The following is a 17,095-nucleotide window of genomic DNA, read 5'->3' as shown; positions in this document are numbered from 1 at the left end:
GTCACGGCGCCCCATCCTCGGGACGCATTCAGTTTCAAACGGTGCGGGTCCTGGCGAACCCGAGGCGTTTAGCGGTGGTGTCCCGACGTTTCGACGTCGCCGGGCTCAAGATCGAGCTCTTCGATGGCAGCACGCGTATCGGGGACCAGCGAGGCGAGGCCCGTACCAGACAGCCAGGCCCCCACCGCAGCGACCCGGTTGAGCGTCGAAAGACTCTTCCGAAAAGACGTGACCTTTTCTTTGTGGCCGATCGAGACCTTGGGCATCGCCGACTTCCAGCGGACGACGTCGGCATCGATGAGATGCTTCCGTCCCAAGCTGGTGCCCATGATGCGCGAGGCATCGTGCAGGGCCAGGCTCATGAGTTGTTCGTCGGAAAGAGTGAGTTCCGTAATGGACTGTCCCTCGGAGGTGTGACCTCGTCCGTAGGAGAGCCGCAAGACATGACGGTTCTCGCCAACTCTCTCGGCGATCCAACGCCACTTGGCGGAGGCATGAGTCAACGCCTTGGCCCGCACATTGCGCACCTGGTCGCTGACCAAGACGCCTGTCCCCCGAGGCGGGGTATTCAACACGGGAGCGTCCACCACGAGTGTGACCAGGGCAATTTCCGGTCCGCGACGTACGTCAGGGAGGAGGTCACTATCCAAATGGGGTCCCAGCAATCGCACTGCCGTTGGGCCGTCCGTCGCGAGGACCAAGACATCGGCCGTCAGGCCGGCGCGTTTGCCCGCAGACCCTTCTTGACGTCGGATCGCGATCCAACTCTGTGTCACCTCGTCGCGGTCGATGGCGATCACATCGCACCCCGCGAAGAGGCGCACGCCTCTCTTCGTGAGGTCTTGCACCAAAGCCTCCGACAACTGATTCATGCCACCGACCAGACTGCCCACCTGGGTTCCGGCAGGTGCGTTTGACCGCAGCACCGCCGCAGAGGCTCCGAGGGACCCATACGTCTTGATACCTTCTCGGAGACCAGGCGCCACCGTGTCGACGTCGAGCTCATCCGGATGCGTCGAGTGGATGCCCATCGTCACGGGCGCAACCAACCGGTCCACGATTTGTTGTCCCATGCGGGCTCGGACGAGTCCGCCGAGGGTACGTTGATGCGTGCCTACGGTCGGCGGTAGGTGACGGTCCATGCTCGCGCGACGGCGGCCCATGGTCGTCAGCGTCCCTCGAAGTTCGGGATCCTGAGGGTTGGCGGGGATACCGAGAATACCCGAGGAAGGCATGCGGGTAGGACCATTCGGGAGGTACAACCACGAGCCGTATTCGTCCGGGGTGGTTCGCAAGTCGGTGAGGCCAAGGTCAGAAATCAGGTTCTCGACGGAGCCATTTCGGGTCGCGTACGACTCAGCTCCGGAGTCCAGAACAATTCCGGCAACCTGATGGGCACCCACGGCACCCCCGAAATGGTCGCGGGCTTCGGTGACCACCACGCGCAAGCCCCGTTCTGCCAGCTCCCTCGCCGCCAGCAAACCAGAGACGCCACCCCCAACAACCAACGCGGTACGAGCCGTACGCAAAGGTTGATGCACCTTAGGTTCCGGCTCCGGGGAAGATCCGCTCATCGACGCCCGCGGGCCATGATTCATGGTCCGGGCGCCGGCCTGGGTGCTGTTGTCGGGTGATGATGCCATGGGCGCTAACTTTCGTGAATGAATTCGACGAGTCGTGTCAGCACGGTCGGGTCCGTGCTCGGTGGTACTCCGTGGCCAAGATTGACGATATGCGCCGCGGCGTCCCTCCCCTTCGAGAGTACGTCCACAGTGTGCTTTTGGAGAACCTCCCACCCGGCGTCGAGCATGGCCGGATCGATGTTTCCCTGGACGGGTGTTTCCGGCCCGAGGCGCCGCGTGGCTTCGTCCAGATCGAGTCGGTAGTCAACGCCCACCACGTCCCCGCCCGCTTCTTTCATGGCCACCAAAAGTTCGCTACTTCCGGTGCCAAAGTGGACGCGCGGAACCCCGTACGATTCCACGGCTTCAAGGGCCAACGCAGAATGGTGCATGACGTGCGCACGATAGTCGCGCTCCGAGAGAGAACCGGCCCAGGAATCAAAGAGCTGAACCGCACTGGCACCAGCTTCCACCTGCGCGGCGAGGAACTGTCCGGAAACTCGGGCCACCCAGGAGGCCAGCGCATTCCAAGCCTCGGGGTCCCGATGCATCATGGTGCGCGGCCCGAGATGATCACGAGATGATCCGCCTTCAGCCATGTATGCGGCCACGGTGAAGGGGGCACCCGCGAATCCGATGAGCGGGGTGCTCCCCAATTGATCGACGGCTCTGCCCACAGCCTCGCGAATCGGATCGAATGCTTCATCTGGGATCTCAGGAAGAGACTCAATGTCGCGAAGCTCACGGTACGGTGACCCCATGACCGGCCCCCGGCCAGGGACGATGTCGACATCCACGCCGGCAATCTTCAACGGGACCACAATGTCCGAGAAGAAAATGGCCGCGTCCACGCCGTGTCGTCGCACGGGTTGCACCGTGATCTCGGCAGCGAGCTCAGGATCGAGACAGGCCTCCAACATATTGGTCCCCTCGCGTGCTGCCCGATATTCGGGGAGGGAACGACCGGCTTGTCTCATGAACCACACGGGAGGGTGTTCCGGTCGATCGCCGGCCATCGCACGAATCATCGGGGAATGCGCCGTCCCGGCCGCACGCAAAGGATGGGAGGGGGCCAATCGGGAGAGTTGCGCATCTGTCAGCAACGCGCGTCGCTGAGGGGTTGAGATCGTCATAATGCCTCCATTGTGCCAACTCACGGGCATGTTTTTGTGGACAGGTTGTCAGCACGAGACTCCGCCACAACCGTGCTCCACATTCATTTCACAGGACCATATTGCGTGGCTATTATGAGTAAGTCGTGGTTTTGTTTTCGCTCGTTTCGTCGCACAAGAATGTCGACCTGAACACCGTCGCTCAAGTGACAACTGGTGTTGGGGCCCTCCCCTCTACCCTCGTGCCCCAAGGTGGACTCGAGGGACTCGTGGTCCTCTCGACATGCAACCGCCTGGAACTTTATGCCGAAGCTCCCGGATCCCGCGATGCCCTGCAGCCGAAAATAGACGCCATAGTGGAACGCATCGCCGTCGATGCGAACCTCGATCCCACCTTTGTCCGCGGTGCATTCGACGTCTTCTACGACGACGACGCAGCTTCCCATCTATTCACTGTGGTCTCGGGCCTTGAATCTGCAGTGGTCGGCGAGCGTGAAATCACTGGGCAGGTTCGGCGCGCGCTCGTCAACGCCCGCGAAGAAGGCTCCGCCTCCAACGAGCTAGTTCGACTCTTTGAAACCGCCGCTCGTACAGCGCGATCCGTGGGAACGCAAACCTCGCTCGGTGAACGCGGCCGATCCATCGTTTCCGTGGCGTTAGACCTCGCGAGCGAAGTGGCCGCCCGCCCTCTCGAGAAATCCGAGGTTTTGGTCTTCGGCACCGGCGCCTATGCGGGAGCCACCATGGCCGCCCTCCAGTCGCGAGGTTGTCACTCTATTTCCGTATATTCGGCGTCCGGCCGGTCGGCAGAGTTCACGGCCAAACGCGGGGGAACCCCGGTCTCCGATGCAAGCCTGGATCAGGCAATGCATTCGGCCGACATCATCATCGGCTGCAGCGGCGGCTCGGCCCCCATGGATTCGGGGTCCTTCCCTGAAGGCTCGAGGGTCGTCGTCGATTTGGCCCTCACACGAGACTTTGACCCGTCAATCGCCGACCTGGACGGCGTCGAACTCATCACCCTGGAGTCGGTTCGACTCGCGGCACCTGCGGAGACCGACGAATCAGTCTCTGCCGCTCGGGCGATCGTAGAGAAGGCCGCTCGTGAATTCCGGTCCCGCCGCAACCAGCAAAACGTCGACTCCGCTATCGTCGCTCTCCGAAAGCACACCATGTCGGTGCTCGACGCCGAGATGAAGAAGGTTCGCCACCAATACGGTTGTGGTGCACAGGCGGAACAGGTCGAGTTCGCCATGCGTCGCATGATGCACTCCCTGCTCCACACGCCTATGGTCAAGGCCCGAAAACTGGCCGCAGAGGGCCGGGAACAAGAATTCATGGATGCAATCGAGGCACTATACGACATCACCCTCGACGCACCCGAAGATACGGCGCCTGAAAGCGTTCTCCCCGGGGCGGATCCGACGGACTTCGACGGAGTACGGTCCCCAAAAGCCTCCTGACTAGGCAAAACGCCCTATAGTGGTAACTCGCACGAACCACGGACGAGGGCGCCCAACCATCCCATGGCGCGCTCGTCGTCGCCATGAACGAAGGACAATCCGATGTCAGGAACAACGGAACCCCGATTATCTGCCAATACCCACCGTCGACTACCCGGTCCGGCACGTCGACGCCAACTCCTCAGCGTGGCACGGCGCCACTTCGCGAACCATGGATTTCATCGCAGCACGATGGAAGACATCGCCACAGCCGCGGACATCACCAAGCCCGTGCTGTACCAGCACTTTTCCAGCAAGACTGAACTCTACGAAGCGGTGCTCGATTCCTGCATCGAACTCTTCGAACATCAAGTCATCACACCGTTGCTCCTCGATTTGGACGGGAGGGAACGCACGCGGAGGATGATTTCCAATTTCATGTCCGTGGTCATCGACGACCCGGCAGCCTACCGGCTGATATTCCTCTCAGATATGCGAGAGCAAGAGCAATGTAGGTCCAAGATTGACGGACTTGTGGAGCGGGTTTCTGGGCGCCTCAGCACAACGATGCAAGAAACGTCTGCGATCCCCGCGCCCGAGAGTGACTTTCTGGCACACTCGCTCGTCATGCTCGCCATCGGCGCGGCCGAAACCATTTCTGCCAATCCCAGCCCCTCGGTGCAGAAGCGCCAAGAGTTTCTCCTGTTCCAACTCGTATGGGGCGGCGTCGATGGCTTAGATGGCGCATGAGATTCTCCCGCGCTGAGCGAAATCATCGACGACGCGGCGCGGGCAAGCCTCCAGGCTGAGTAGGCTGGGGCCAACGCAATGTCCGCCAGATTGTTCAGGAGGCACAACCCATGGAAATCAAGATCGGTGTTAAAGACGTCGCCCGTGAGGTCGCTGTCGAATCCGACGAAAGCCCCGAGGAGATCCGCAAACAGGTCGCCGAAGCCATCGACCAGGGAACCCTCCTGCGCCTTGCCGATTCCAAGGGCAATGTCACCTTGGTTCCGGGAGCTTCCATTGGCTACGTCGAGATCGCCGCTGAAACCCGGCGTCATATCGGATTCGGCCCGTTCAGCGAGAACTAAACTCCGCCCGAACCCTCGTTTTTTGTGGGGAGGACCCGCCCAACGTGGCGCAGGTCCTCCCCACGATGTGTTCCAGGGGCTAGAATGGTGGAATCTGGATGCCCGGTCGTTATCCGTTGAATTGACCTGATGCATGTGATGCGACGAATGAGCTCACGGCTCGCGGACCGCCTCACCCGATGACTTTTGCGATCGGCTTCCTACCGATCCTTGTGACCCCAGCTCAAGATCGCCTTGCGGATGCGGTTCGTGACCGCGCCGTAGGCATTCTCACCACGAGCCCGAGCGGTCGCCCCATCGACTAACGGAGCTTTTGCACGTGAACGAAACCAGCAACACCGAGACCGCCATCTCCGAGGAATCTTCGGAAGGCATTCAAGACCTCATCGAGGCCGAAGCCACCACCACGGACGAAGTTCGTCCCGAGGAAGATAAAACCTTTGCCGATTTCGGCGTTCGCCAAGACATCTGCGATGCCCTGGCCGCCCAAGGAATCACTCACCCCTTCCCCATCCAGTCCCTGACGTTGCCCGTCGCCCTCTCTGGTCAAGACATCATTGGTCAGGCAAAAACCGGAACGGGTAAGACCCTCGGTTTTGGCTTACCCGTGTTGCAGCGTGTGGCCGGCCGGGACGACGACGCATGGAAGAAGCTCAAGTCCCCGGGTGCGCCTCAGGCGTTGATCGTGGTACCGACCCGCGAACTCGCGGTCCAGGTTGGTAGCGATCTCTCCACGGCCGCAAAGCAGCGCAATGCCCGTGTGGCCACCATTTACGGCGGCCGCGCCTATGAACCTCAGATCGCCGAGTTGGAGAAGGGCGTCGAGGTCATCGTCGGCACTCCCGGTCGCTTGATCGACCTGCACCGACAGAAGATTTTGAACCTCTCCCAGGTACGCGCCGTCGTGCTGGACGAGGCCGACGAAATGCTGGATCTCGGGTTCTTGCCCGACGTGGAGCGTCTGCTCTCCGCCGTGCCGGAAGTTCGCCAGACCATGCTCTTCTCCGCGACCATGCCCGGCCCGGTCATCTCCATGGCACGCCGTTATATGTCCCACCCGATGCACATCCGGGCTAACGCTCCGGACGACGAGGGCGCGACCAAGAAGGACATCCGCCAGGTCATTTACCGTGCACACCCGATGGACAAAGACGAGCTCATCGCTCGGGCGCTTCAGGCCGAAGGCCGAGGCCGCTCGATCATCTTCACGAAAACCAAACGTGCCGCGGCCCGGCTCTCGGATGAACTGGTTAAGCGGGGTTTCGCGGCCGCCTCTATCCACGGAGACCTCGGTCAGGGCGCGCGTGAGCAAGCGCTTCGTGCGTTCCGTAACGACAAGGTCGATGTCTTGGTGGCAACCGACGTCGCAGCGCGTGGAATCGACGTCACGGACGTCACGCACGTGGTGAATTTCCAGTGCCCCGAAGACGAAAAGATCTATCTGCACCGCATTGGACGCACCGGCCGCGCGGGGAATAAAGGCACGGCCATCACGCTCGTCGATTGGGAAGACGTCCCCCGATGGTCGCTGATTAACAAGGCTTTGGACCTCGGAGTCCCGGAGCCTGTGGAAACTTACTCCTCCTCGCCGCACCTGTATGCGGACCTCGACATCCCCAAGGGCACCAAGGGAAAGCTCCCGAAGGAGAACCGCAGCCACGCTGGCCTAGCCGCCGAAGAGGTCGAAGATATCGACGGCGACTCGAGCCGTTCCCGCTCCGGCAAAGGCCAGAACAACGGAGGCTCACAATCCGGACGCGGGCGCTCCCGCGGTGGCTCAGGACAGAGCAACCGATCGAGAACTCGATCGGGTGGACGGCGTCGTCAGGACGGCGATTCCGGCAAAGCCCAAGAATCCCATCAAAGTTCCCAGGCCCAGGAATCTTCGGAAGCCGGGGAGGCCTCCTCACAGAAGCGCCGCCGGCGTCGCCGTCGTCGTGGCGGCAACGGCCAATCCGCACCCCAGCAGTAGGGCCTGAGGTGGGGGAATTCAATCTCGCCGGACCGGACCTCATCGTCCATGGTGACAATCGGGAGGTCCTCTCTCAGCTTCCCGCTGGGGCATTCTCCATGATCTATGTCGATCCACCCTTCAACACGGGCCGGGCGCAGGTGCGGCGGAGTTTGAAGAATCGACGGGTCGAACCGGATGAGGCGGATCGGCGCGGCTTCAAAGGCCAGAGCTACGCCAGCGTCGTAGAGTCTCTGGCCCGTTACGACGACGCCTTCGAGGATTACTGGACGTTCCTGCTTCCCCGGTTGGAGGCGGCACGCGATCTCCTCGCCGAGCACGGGACTCTGTATTTGCACCTGGATTACCGCGAGGTGCACTACGCGAAGGTCATGTGCGACATGGTCTTTGGCCGGGATTGTTTCCTCAATGAAATCATTTGGGCGTATGACTATGGCGCCCGTGCCAAGAGCCGGTGGCCGGCCAAACACGACAACATCCTGGTCTATGTGAAGAATCGCTCCGCGTATCACTTCGATGCAGAAGAAGTTGACCGGGAGCCGTATATGGCTCCCGGTTTGGTCACGGCGGAAAAAGCGGCCCGCGGAAAATTGCCGACGGACGTGTGGTGGCACACGATCGTCTCCCCCACCGGCAAGGAAAAGACGGGTTACCCCACTCAAAAGCCGCTAGGACTCCTCCGACGCATGGTTGCGGCGTCCTCGCGGCCGCACGAATGGTGTTTGGACTTTTTCGCAGGGTCTGGGACCTTGGGCGCCGCGGCGCAAGCTCTGGGCCGGCGGTTTGTGTGTGTGGATGCTAATGAGCAGGCCATCGACATCATGCGTCGCCGACTACCCGAGGCTCACTGCTGCACGGCGCAGGACTTAAACCCGGAAGCGACCGACGCCACCGAATCTTAGGGGCCGCAGACTCTAGCCGCGGGCCTGACTCTTGATCTCCGCCAAGACTTCCGGAGCGGTGGTGTTCTCTCCCAAACGGTTAGGTTTACCGGTGCCGTGATAATCGCTGGAACCCGTCACGAGAATCCCTCGAGACGTCGCAAATTTCAGGAGCATCTCCCGCTCGGCAGGCCCGTTGTCCCGGTGATATACCTCTATACCCGCTAATCCGGCGTCGACCATGTCTTCCATGACGGAACGATCGACCACCCTCCCCCGCGAAAACGCCATTGGGTGGGCAAAGACCGGAACTCCCCCGGCCGCGCGCACCAATTCGACGGCGACGGCCGGGTCCGGTGCGTAGTGCGGGACGTAGTAGCGGGACGAGCCCGAAAGAATGTCTCCGAAGGCCTCAGACCGATCAGCGCAGACACCTGCCGCAACGAGAGCATCGGCGATGTGCGGACGTCCGACGGTTGCTCCCTCCGCCGTCTGTGCCACCACATCGTCCCAGCCGATCGGAAAATCTTCGGAGAGTTTCTCGACCATTCGGCGCGCGCGAGACTTCCGGGCCTCACGTGATCTCGCCATCTCGCGCGTCAGCCCGGGGTGCTCCGGGTCGTGGAGGTACGAAAGCAGATGCACTGAGATCCCGTTATTCGTGGAGCACGAGATCTCCATCCCTTGCACGAATTCCAGGCCCACCTCGGATGCTCGGCTCGCTGCCTCCGCCCAACCGGCCGTCGAGTCGTGATCGGTGAGGGCTAGGACATCGAGGCCCGCTGCGACGGCCTGCTCGACGACGACGGCGGGAGCCTCGGTCCCGTCCGAAACGGATGAATGGGTATGTAGATCAATGCGCACACCTGCCAATCTACTCGTGTACCCTCGCCCGGCTCGTTGTGCCTCGGACGATGTCCGGCGATATCGTGGAGGAATGACTGAGAATACTTCTTCAGACCACCAGGACCCCTCCGAGTCCCAACCGCTCGCCGAGCGCGTGGGCAACCGCTCCCAGCCGCCCCGTTCCTCGGCCTTCAAGGAATTCATCGGGTCGCAGTGGGCCCCCGCGAACGCGCCTCTTCCTCAGCGTTCCCCCGTCGCCGATTTCGCCGCGAAACGCCGAGCCGCGCTCTCCGCACAATTTCCGGGAGAACGCCTGGTCATTCCGGCCGGTCCGCTCAAGACCCGCTCCAATGACACGGATTACCGCTTCCGCCCCCATTCCGGTTTCGCCCATCTGACCGGCCTGGGCGTGGACCACGAGCCCGACGCCGTCTTGATCTTCGAGCCGTTGGACGAACCCGCCGACGACGGTTCTCAGCACCAAGCCACCCTCTACTTCCGTCCACTGGCCGGCCGAGACACGGACCAGTTCTATGCGGATCCCCGCTATGGCGAATTCTGGGTGGGGCCTCAGCCCACGCTGGCCGAAATCGAGTCTGAATACGGGATTAAGTGTCAGGACCTGGCCGACGTCGAGGTCGCCATCACCAAGAACGCAGGACCTCAGGCCTTGGGCGGCGTCCGTATTCGCCTGCTACGCGAGGTAGATCTGAACGTCGATGCCCTCGTTGATACGTCCCGCATGAACACGAGTGTCGATCTGGAACAGTCGGATGCTTTGGACGGTGAGCTCACCGAGGCCCTGTCCGAATTGCGCTTGATCAAGGACGATCAGGAGATCGAAAATCTGCGCCGCTCGATCGCCTCCACCAAGATGGGGTTCGAGAACATCATTCGAGCACTTCCCCAGGCCCGCGAGCACCACCGTGGCGAGCGCATCGTTGAGGGTGCTTTCTTCGCGGCAGCCCGCGCCGAGGGCAACGACGTCGGCTACGAGACCATCGCGGCGTGCGGCAATAACGCCACGATTCTGCATTGGATTCGGAATAACGGAACCGTAGATCCCGGGAAGTTGATCCTGGTAGACGCCGGCGTCGAGGACGACACCCTCTACACAGCAGACATCACCCGCACCTTGCCCGTTGACGGGACCTTCACCGACATCCAGAAGAAGATTTACGACGCCGTCCTCACGGCCTCGGATGCAGCCTTCCGCGCCGCCGTTCCCGGAAATAAATTCCGCGACGTCCACGCCGCCGCCATGCGGTCACTCGCAGAGACGCTGGACTCGTGGGGCATTTTGCCGTGCTCGGTCGAAGAAGCGGTCTCCGATGAGGGAGGTCAGCACCGCCGCTGGATGCCTCATGGCACGAGCCACCACTTGGGATTGGACGTCCATGATTGTGCCCAAGCCAAGCGAGAGCTGTACCTCGACGGCGAGATCGAACCTGGCATGGTCTTCACGATCGAGCCAGGCCTCTACTTCAAGGAAGATGACCTCGCTGTGCCGGAAGAATATCGCGGCATCGGAATTCGACTCGAGGATGACGTCCTGATCACGAACGACGGCCCCATCAACCTGAGCGCCGATTTCCCGCGGACGACGCAGGACATCGAGGCCTGGATTGCGGAGCTGTCCAAGTAGAGCTGACCCGCCCACGAAAAAGCCCCGGACGGATGTGTCCGGGGCTTTTTCGTGTCACGGGCTAGGAGGCGTGCGGCCTGTCATCAGGTCCGGGGGCGTTTCCGTCCGGCGTTGGGGAATCGCCGTGCGTTCCGTCCGGCCTCGGTCTGCTGGCGTGTTCGTCGCGGATACCGAACCTCGGGCGGCCGTCGGGAAGATCCTTGAAGTCTCGTGCTTGAGTGTTCCCCTCCGGTGCCCCTGTTCCGGGAACCTTTGGGTCATTCCCCTGGGTAGAGGAGCCTTGCTGACCCCATGGTTCGCGTCCGCTATGTTCGGATGAACCGGAGCCCTGCTGATGTGGTGCACCTTGAGTGTGCGGCGGGCGCTGTTGAGGAGCCTGGCCAAACCGTCCGTCGGGACCGTTTCGGGGCTCTCCTGCCTGCTCGGGAAAATACGGCTGTTCCGGTGCCGTGGGACGCAAAGGAGAACGTTGTGAACTGCCGCCCAAGAGTCGGCGGGCTTCGGCCGCTTCTTGAGGTGCGCACACGAGGTCATAACTTCCGGCGACCATCTGTCCGACGGCAGTGAAGCTCCGATGTCCGCCCCGACGGGAGAAACCGATGATGGCGAGAATCATCCAAAAGGCCACGCCCAGTGGTACCGAGGTGAGGAATGCCGCCATCGGGTTTTCGTGGCCGAAAAGCATGAGCAACAAGCCCAAGAACACTCCGTAGAACAACCCCTGCATGGCGCCGGAGGCCGCGACGCGCGCGTAGGAAAGCGTTCCAACCACGTGTTCGACCTGACGGAGGTCGGTTCCGACGATCGCCAAGTTTTGAACGGGAAACCCCCGTTCCGCCAATAGATCCACGGCGCCTTGGGCGTCGTTGTACTTGGAGAATTTCCCCACCGTTACCGAGCTTGCAAGGTGCTCAGTACGCAGTGCAGCGAGTCTGGACTTTCCGGATTGTGCCATAGGGATCATTTTTCCTTGCCTGCGCCGAGACTGCCAACCGCGCGCCTGGGTATCGCCACAGGTGAACCCCAAAGATGTTCCAGAGGAAAACATGTGAGTAACCTGTTTAAGTGAGCAACGTACCAAGCAGAATTTTTATCGCCCGCCTCCTTGGCCTCGACGTTTTCGACCCCGTCGGTGACCGTTTGGGCCGACTGCGTGATGTCGTCGTGCTCAATAGAGACTCTCAGCGAAAACACTTGCAACCACTCGTGGTGGGCATCGTCGTCGAGGTCCTGGGAAAGAAGCGTGTGTTCGTGCCGATGACTCGAGTCAACAGCATGGATGCAACCCAAATCATCGTCACCGGTTTGGTCAACCTTCGCCGTTTCGAGCAGCGAGGCGCCGAAGCGCTCGTCATCGGCGAGTTGTTCGACCGCACGGTTCACTTCACGGATGGCACCGGAGCCGCCACGATCGAGGACTGCGCGATGGAGCAGACCAAGAACGGCGACTGGAAGATCACGGAACTCTTCGTCCGACGTTCCGAAAGCACCGGTCGCCTCATGCGGCGCAAGAACGAGACGCTCGTCGTGGACTGGGAGGACGTCGTCTACGGCACCGCCATGGAGCCGCAAGGAGCATCCCACTTCCTCGCGACGCACGAAGAAACTCAGCCCGCTGACTTGGCGGACGCCCTTCACGACCTCAACGACAAGCGCATGCTCGAAGTCGCGGAGGAACTCCAGGACGAGCGATTGGCCGACGTCCTTCAGGAACTTCCGGTCGAAGACCAGGTACAGATTCTTTCCAACTTGGACCTTAAACGCGCCGCAGACATCCTCGAAGAGATGGAACCCGACGACGCGGCCGACCTCCTCAATATGTTCACCGACACCCAGAGAGAAACTCTGCTGGGCAAAATGGAGCCCGACGACGCAGAAGACGTCCGCCGTTTGCTCGAATATGAAGAAGGCACCGCGGGCTCCCTCATGACCCCCGTCCCGATCATCCTCCCGCCGGAGGCCACCGTCGCGGAGGCCCTGGCGCACATCAGGCAAGAAGAAATCAGCCCCGCCGTGGCCGCTGCTGTGTTTGTGTGCCGCCCTCCGCTCGAGGCGCCCACGGGACGCTACATCGGCATGGTGCATATGCAGCAATTATTGCGGTACGCGCCGCCCGAATCCGTCGGCAACATTATCGACCGCAGCATCGAACCGATTTCCGATATGGCCTCTCTGGAGGATCTCTCCCGAGTCTTGGCCACCTATGACCTCACCATCATTCCCGTCACCAATGATCATGATCGCCTCGTAGGTGCCGTGACCATCGACGACGTCCTCGACGCATTGCTTCCCGAGGACTGGCGCACGAATGATGACGGAACTCCCGTACGAAAGGTGGGACGCAAGTTTGAGTGATTCGAACCGCAACCGCCGGGCCCGCACATCGCACCATCAGGGGCTCGATACACCACTCGCCAGCAAACCGAAGTGGTACCAGCGCTATCAGCCCAACCCGGAGTCCTTCGGTGTGATGACCGAGTCCTTCGCTCGGTGGATGGGAACCCCGCAGTTCCTGCTCTGGATGACGGTCTTCGTGAGCATCTGGCTCCTCTGGAACACGCTGATGCCCGAAGAGTTACAGTTCGACCCTCGATCCTTGAACTTCACCCTGCTGACGCTCATGTTGTCGCTCCAGGCCTCCTATGCCGCTCCCCTGTTGCTCTTGGCGCAGAACCGCCAGGATGACCGCGACCGCGTCGTCGCCGAGGAGGACCGGCAACGTGCGCAACAGAATTTGGCCGATACGGAATACCTCACCCGGGAGATTGCCGCATTGCGCATTGCACTGCGTGAGGTGGCCACGCGCGACTTCGTTCGCTCCGAGATTCGGGACTTGATCGAAGAAGTCGTTCGAACCGATGCCGAGTCCGACGACGTCGACGATTCCTCAGAATCGACGAAACGCCGCAAAAAGGATTCCTCAAAGCTCACCGGCGAGCCGGAGCCCAAAACGTCCATCCTCGACCTCGAGGAAGCCCAAACGCAGAATTCACCCAAGAATTCGTCGAAATCCGGCTCCCGAGCCGCTCGGAACCCCGATGAATGAGAGCTTGCTCGCGGCCCTCGGCGAGGTCATCGATCCTGAATTACGCCGGCCCATCACGGAAATGGGGATGGTCAGCCGGGCCGAACTCGTCGACGGCGTAGCTCACGTGGGCATCCGGCTCACCATCGAGGGCTGCCCGCTGAAGAACACCATTCAAGATGATGTCCGACAGGCCGTGGGCCGTGTGGAAGACGTCCAAGAAGTCCGCATTGACTTGGACTATATGAACGCCGAACAGCGTCGATCCCTCAAGGATGCGCTGGGGCACACCAAGGTCAACCCGTTCGCCTCGCCAGACAACCTGACACAGGTCTACGCCATCGCGTCGGGCAAGGGTGGCGTGGGCAAGTCGACCGTGACCGCGAACCTGGCGGCGTCGCTCGCCTCCTCGGGCCTAGCCGTAGGGATCGTCGACGCCGATGTGCACGGCTTCTCGATCCCCGGTCTCCTGGGCGTTCAGCAGCCTCCCACCAAATTGGACGACATGATCCTGCCGCCCGTGGTTGAGGTTCCGCAGGAGCTTCGCCATCAGCCGGAGGGACGGCAACCCGGGTCGATCCGTGTGATCTCCATCGGAATGTTCGTCGAAGGCAATCAGCCGATCGCTTGGAGAGGCCCCATGCTTCACCGTGCGTTGGAGCAATTTCTGACCGACGTTCACTTCGGCGATCTCGATGTATTGCTCCTCGACTTGCCGCCCGGCACGGGTGACATCGCCATTTCCATGTCGCAGCTCGTACCGAAGGCCAACCTGGTGGTGGTCTCGACACCGCAAGCGGCGGCCGTGGACGTGGCCGAGCGCGCCGGAACCATCTCCCTAAAGACGGGCCAAACCGTCCTCGGCGTCGTCGAGAATATGGCCGCCATGGTCATGCCCGATGGAAGCACGATGGAAATGTTCGGGTCCGGGGGCGGACAACTCCTCGCCGACCGCCTCACCAAAGCGCTGGATGCTGACGTCCCGCTGTTGGGCTCTGTGCCTCTTGACATGTCGCTCAGGAGTGGCGGAGACCGCGGAGTACCGGTGGTGTGGTCCGCTCCGGAGTCGCCCTCGGGAAGCGCATTGCGCGACGTCGCACAGAGAATCCGCGGTCAACGGCGGGGGTTGGCGGGGAAGAGCCTGCCCCTCAACCTTCTATAACTCGGTTTGCGCCCCTGATGAGTACCAAAAAGGCCGTGGCGAACAGTGATCAAATGATCCGTTCGCCACGGCCTTGAGGTTAATTCTCTGGTGTCTCAGGTGGCTTCCGTGTCGTAAGGGGCCAACTCCCCCGGCGAGAGCCTGCTACGAGCGGCTGCCGGGGGCGTGGATGCCCTCGCGCGCTCTTGCTCGAGTTCCTCGTCGTCTTCCAGCAACGCCTCGCGGACAATCCGACGAGGATCGTACTGACGGGGGTCGTAGGCGCGCCAATTGATGTCGTTGAGCTCGGGACCCAACGAGTCCTTAAGGTCGTCCTTGGCACCCATCGCGGTACGTCGCAGAGTCTTGATGAGATCTTTGAGCTGTCGGGCATACTCCGGCATGCGCTCCGGGCCGATCACGAAAAAGGCGATGACGACCAAGACAATGAACTCGGCACCGTTGATTCCAAACACACCAGCACATTACCAGCAATCCTCGCTCGTCGACCGTGTGTTGGAACGCACCGTGGCACGTGGAGTGCCGCGTCCCGACGTCGTCCTAGGACTGGGTAATGGGGTCCAGGCATTCTTTCAGGGCGTGCGCTTCGTCTTTAGTGATCTCCAGGACCAAACGGCCCCCTCCTTCGAGAGGGATGCGCATGATGAGAGACCGGCCTTCCTTGGCTACCTCCATGGGACCTTCACCGGTTCTCGGCTTCATCGCAGCCATTGATGCTCCTTGTCGGATCGACGGTAGTGATGGGCAACGACCGTTCCCCAATAGTCCAATGATAGCGCGATCACATTAAACAGCAGGTCAGGGCGTCTGCCACGGCATCACGGAGGGTAATCACCGCCGCTGGGGAGCTCCTTCCAATGCCACAGCCAGCCCACCCAAATCAGCTGCCCGATGGCCGCTCCCAGGAGAATCACCGTGCGATAGGCCTTGGAATCCGAAACGGCCATCAGGGGTGCTGCCAGGGGAAACATTGGTAGAAGCAAGCGGAAGGTCGAGGACTGGGGAAAAAGAAAAACTAGCAAATAGGCGACGTAGGCATAGCACCAGAACCTTAGACGCAGCGGAATCGTCGTCAACACGACCCGCGAATGCATCAGCGCCACGAAGCCGACCACGAGAGCCAAAAGGATGACCGGGCCTGGATCACCAAAGTACGTCAAGGACTGTTGAATCCACGGCTGAACGGGCAAGAGGTGCTCGCCGCGCCACGCCGTCTCGGTGGCCGTATAGGCGTCCACACGGCCCGTCACCGCCCAGGCAATGGCTGGCCAGGCGAAAGCGAACACACACGCCAGGAGCCCGACACCGAGGAACGGTGCCGTCTCTCGGAGGGCCCTGAAGATTCGGGGGCTCCCGGACGTCTCGGTGTCCGCCCGGTACGCCAGAATGAATCGCGTCAACCACCACAGGCCCAAGGACGCGGCCAGCGGCACACCCACCGGCCGGCTGAGGCAGGTGGGGACCAGCAGGATCGCACACAGCAGCAAATTTCCGCGGACCAGCGCCAGCGCGCAACCGGCCAAGAACATGAGGTTCAGCGATTCCGCGTAGGGAGTCTGAAGGATCGGAGCGACGGGATTGAACAACACCAAGGCGGTGCACCACAACGCAAAATGGTCAACGCCTCGGGCCGGCTGACGCAACCCAAGCCCGTGCAGAATGCGGCGCGGAGAGACGAATTGTTCCCCGCCCGCTTTCTCGGAGCCCAGCGCCAACGTTCGAGACGAGGTAAAAATCCCGTACAAGAGAATGGCCGTGACGGCACCGCACACCAGAGATACGGTTCCTCCAGCCATCGCCCAGCTCCACCCGGTCGCCTTCATCAGGCCGGAGGCCGCATATGGGAAGAGCGGGTAAAACGCCCAAGGATTTTGGTCGACGGTGCCCCCGGCGCCCATGGGAAGAGTGGTCGGATAGCCGGACTCGGCGATGTGGCGATACCAATCGCTGTCCCAAATGCCGATGTACTGAAGGTAGCCCATGGGGCCATCGCTCCACGGGCTCGCTTGTTGTTGCTTGCCAACGAGCGAGAAGACGATCCAACCCCAGAGGCGGGATACACCATAGATTCCGAGAATCCATGACCAGATGGGAAGGTTCGTGGCCCACCGCCGAACACCGGACTGTGCGTGGGCCACCAGCTGTTGGGCGGGCGTCACCGCTCGTCGACGGAATCGGCGGTTCGGTGGTTCGCTTCGTGATGGCGCCCTCGTGGACTCTCCAACGGGCTCCTTTCGGGCCCGGGAGTCTCGAGGCCATCCCGCGAGACATATTCGGCCCCAGTTTTTTTTTTC

The 17,095-nt window shown here is 61.6% G+C and carries 17 protein-coding genes; 10 read left to right on the top strand and 7 right to left on the bottom strand.

All coding sequences use genetic code 11. The features are described 5' to 3' along the window. Positions 1–68: 68 nt before the first annotated feature. Both hemG and hemE read right to left on the bottom strand, forming a co-directional pair. On the bottom strand, positions 69–1,643 hold the full coding sequence (hemG, locus tag D8M21_RS02305; protein WP_238650985.1) for a protoporphyrinogen oxidase: 1,575 nt from the start codon (positions 1,641–1,643) through the stop codon (positions 69–71). 5 nt (positions 1,644–1,648) lie between these two features. Continuing rightward, positions 1,649–2,755 (bottom strand): uroporphyrinogen decarboxylase, encoded by a 1,107-nt coding sequence (gene hemE, locus D8M21_RS02300; protein ID WP_082156723.1) that lies wholly within the window; start codon positions 2,753–2,755, stop codon positions 1,649–1,651. Between the two features lie 125 nt (positions 2,756–2,880). On the opposite strand from hemE, the gene D8M21_RS02295 reads away from it, so the two are divergent. The 6 genes from D8M21_RS02295 to D8M21_RS02275 all read left to right on the top strand — a co-directional run bounded on the left by D8M21_RS02295 (position 2,881) and on the right by D8M21_RS02275 (position 8,144). Next, complete coding sequence (locus D8M21_RS02295) at positions 2,881–4,197, top strand: glutamyl-tRNA reductase (RefSeq protein WP_048680401.1); 1,317 nt, start codon at positions 2,881–2,883, stop codon at positions 4,195–4,197. 102 nt (positions 4,198–4,299) lie between these two features. Beyond that, on the top strand, positions 4,300–4,926 hold the full coding sequence (locus tag D8M21_RS02290) for a TetR/AcrR family transcriptional regulator (RefSeq protein ID WP_082156724.1): 627 nt from the start codon (positions 4,300–4,302) through the stop codon (positions 4,924–4,926). A gap of 110 nt (positions 4,927–5,036) precedes the next feature. Beyond that, a complete protein-coding gene (locus tag D8M21_RS02285) occupies positions 5,037–5,270 on the top strand; it encodes a DUF3107 domain-containing protein (protein ID WP_048680406.1) in 234 nt (77 codons plus the stop codon). A gap of 179 nt (positions 5,271–5,449) precedes the next feature. After that, positions 5,450–5,575 carry a hypothetical protein gene (locus D8M21_RS11545; RefSeq protein WP_274542912.1) on the top strand — a complete coding sequence of 42 codons (126 nt, stop codon included), beginning with the start codon at positions 5,450–5,452 and terminating at the stop codon, positions 5,573–5,575. Between the two features lie 14 nt (positions 5,576–5,589). Next, positions 5,590–7,242, top strand: a complete 1,653-nt coding sequence (locus D8M21_RS02280) for a DEAD/DEAH box helicase (RefSeq protein WP_082156725.1) — start codon at positions 5,590–5,592, stop codon at positions 7,240–7,242. Between the two features lie 8 nt (positions 7,243–7,250). Continuing rightward, complete coding sequence (locus tag D8M21_RS02275; protein WP_048680410.1) at positions 7,251–8,144, top strand: DNA-methyltransferase; 894 nt, start codon at positions 7,251–7,253, stop codon at positions 8,142–8,144. Between the two features lie 12 nt (positions 8,145–8,156). On the opposite strand, the gene D8M21_RS02270 is transcribed toward D8M21_RS02275, so the two are convergent. Beyond that, positions 8,157–8,987: a PHP domain-containing protein gene (locus D8M21_RS02270; protein ID WP_048680413.1), complete on the bottom strand. Its 831-nt coding sequence runs from the start codon at positions 8,985–8,987 to the stop codon at positions 8,157–8,159. A 73-nt stretch (positions 8,988–9,060) separates the two neighbouring features. On the opposite strand from D8M21_RS02270, the gene D8M21_RS02265 reads away from it, so the two are divergent. Then, complete coding sequence (locus tag D8M21_RS02265) at positions 9,061–10,614, top strand: aminopeptidase P family protein (protein ID WP_048680416.1); 1,554 nt, start codon at positions 9,061–9,063, stop codon at positions 10,612–10,614. Positions 10,615–10,675: 61 nt separating this feature from the next. Here the strand turns inward: D8M21_RS02265 and D8M21_RS02260 are convergent, their stop codons facing one another. Beyond that, a complete protein-coding gene (locus D8M21_RS02260; protein ID WP_048680418.1) occupies positions 10,676–11,569 on the bottom strand; it encodes a general stress protein in 894 nt (297 codons plus the stop codon). A gap of 110 nt (positions 11,570–11,679) precedes the next feature. Between D8M21_RS02260 and D8M21_RS02255 the strand changes: the two genes are divergently transcribed. Genes D8M21_RS02255 through D8M21_RS02245 form a run of 3 tightly spaced genes read left to right on the top strand, consistent with a single transcriptional unit; the run spans position 11,680 to position 14,801 of the window. After that, positions 11,680–12,969 (top strand): magnesium transporter MgtE N-terminal domain-containing protein, encoded by a 1,290-nt coding sequence (locus tag D8M21_RS02255; protein ID WP_048680420.1) that lies wholly within the window; start codon positions 11,680–11,682, stop codon positions 12,967–12,969. Beyond that, positions 12,962–13,660, top strand: coding sequence for a DUF1003 domain-containing protein (locus D8M21_RS02250; protein ID WP_048680422.1), 699 nt, complete (start codon positions 12,962–12,964; stop codon positions 13,658–13,660). The genes D8M21_RS02255 and D8M21_RS02250 overlap by 8 nt, the downstream gene beginning before the upstream one ends. Continuing rightward, positions 13,653–14,801 carry an Mrp/NBP35 family ATP-binding protein gene (locus tag D8M21_RS02245; protein ID WP_048680425.1) on the top strand — a complete coding sequence of 383 codons (1,149 nt, stop codon included), beginning with the start codon at positions 13,653–13,655 and terminating at the stop codon, positions 14,799–14,801. The genes D8M21_RS02250 and D8M21_RS02245 overlap by 8 nt, the downstream gene beginning before the upstream one ends. 95 nt (positions 14,802–14,896) lie before the next feature. Here D8M21_RS02245 and D8M21_RS02240 read toward each other — a convergent pair whose 3' ends face one another. The 3 genes from D8M21_RS02240 to D8M21_RS02230 form a co-directional block, all read right to left on the bottom strand. Further along, positions 14,897–15,256, bottom strand: coding sequence for a twin-arginine translocase TatA/TatE family subunit (locus D8M21_RS02240; RefSeq protein WP_048680431.1), 360 nt, complete (start codon positions 15,254–15,256; stop codon positions 14,897–14,899). 85 nt (positions 15,257–15,341) lie between these two features. Continuing rightward, positions 15,342–15,512, bottom strand: coding sequence for a DUF3117 domain-containing protein (locus D8M21_RS02235; protein WP_065424263.1), 171 nt, complete (start codon positions 15,510–15,512; stop codon positions 15,342–15,344). A 107-nt stretch (positions 15,513–15,619) separates the two neighbouring features. Next, the gene (locus D8M21_RS02230) at positions 15,620–16,960 is read right to left on the bottom strand and encodes a hypothetical protein (RefSeq protein ID WP_048680434.1); all 1,341 of its coding nucleotides are present in this window, start codon (positions 16,958–16,960) and stop codon (positions 15,620–15,622) included. Positions 16,961–17,095: the final 135 nt, after the last annotated feature.

It is taken from the genome of Kocuria sp. HSID16901 (assembly GCF_003989425.1).
Taxonomy (GTDB): Bacteria; Actinomycetota; Actinomycetes; order Actinomycetales; family Micrococcaceae; genus Rothia; species Rothia massiliensis.
Note: the sequence above shows the minus strand (reverse complement) of the source record. Positions and strands in the feature narration are given on the sequence as shown.

Excerpts from the sequence above, each read along its gene's own strand:
- hemG (WP_238650985.1), bottom strand. The coding sequence starts at position 1,643 with ATGGCATCATCACCCGACAACAGCACCCAGGCCGGCGCCCGGACCATG.
- hemE (WP_082156723.1), bottom strand. The coding sequence starts at position 2,755 with ATGACGATCTCAACCCCTCAGCGACGCGCGTTGCTGACAGATGCGCAA.
- D8M21_RS02290 (WP_082156724.1), top strand. The coding sequence starts at position 4,300 with ATGTCAGGAACAACGGAACCCCGATTATCTGCCAATACCCACCGTCGA.
- D8M21_RS02285 (WP_048680406.1), top strand. The coding sequence starts at position 5,037 with ATGGAAATCAAGATCGGTGTTAAAGACGTCGCCCGTGAGGTCGCTGTC.
- D8M21_RS11545 (WP_274542912.1), top strand. The coding sequence starts at position 5,450 with ATGACTTTTGCGATCGGCTTCCTACCGATCCTTGTGACCCCAGCTCAA.
- D8M21_RS02265 (WP_048680416.1), top strand. The coding sequence starts at position 9,061 with ATGACTGAGAATACTTCTTCAGACCACCAGGACCCCTCCGAGTCCCAA.
- D8M21_RS02260 (WP_048680418.1), bottom strand. The coding sequence starts at position 11,569 with ATGGCACAATCCGGAAAGTCCAGACTCGCTGCACTGCGTACTGAGCAC.
- D8M21_RS02245 (WP_048680425.1), top strand. The coding sequence starts at position 13,653 with ATGAATGAGAGCTTGCTCGCGGCCCTCGGCGAGGTCATCGATCCTGAA.
- D8M21_RS02235 (WP_065424263.1), bottom strand. The coding sequence starts at position 15,512 with ATGGCTGCGATGAAGCCGAGAACCGGTGAAGGTCCCATGGAGGTAGCC.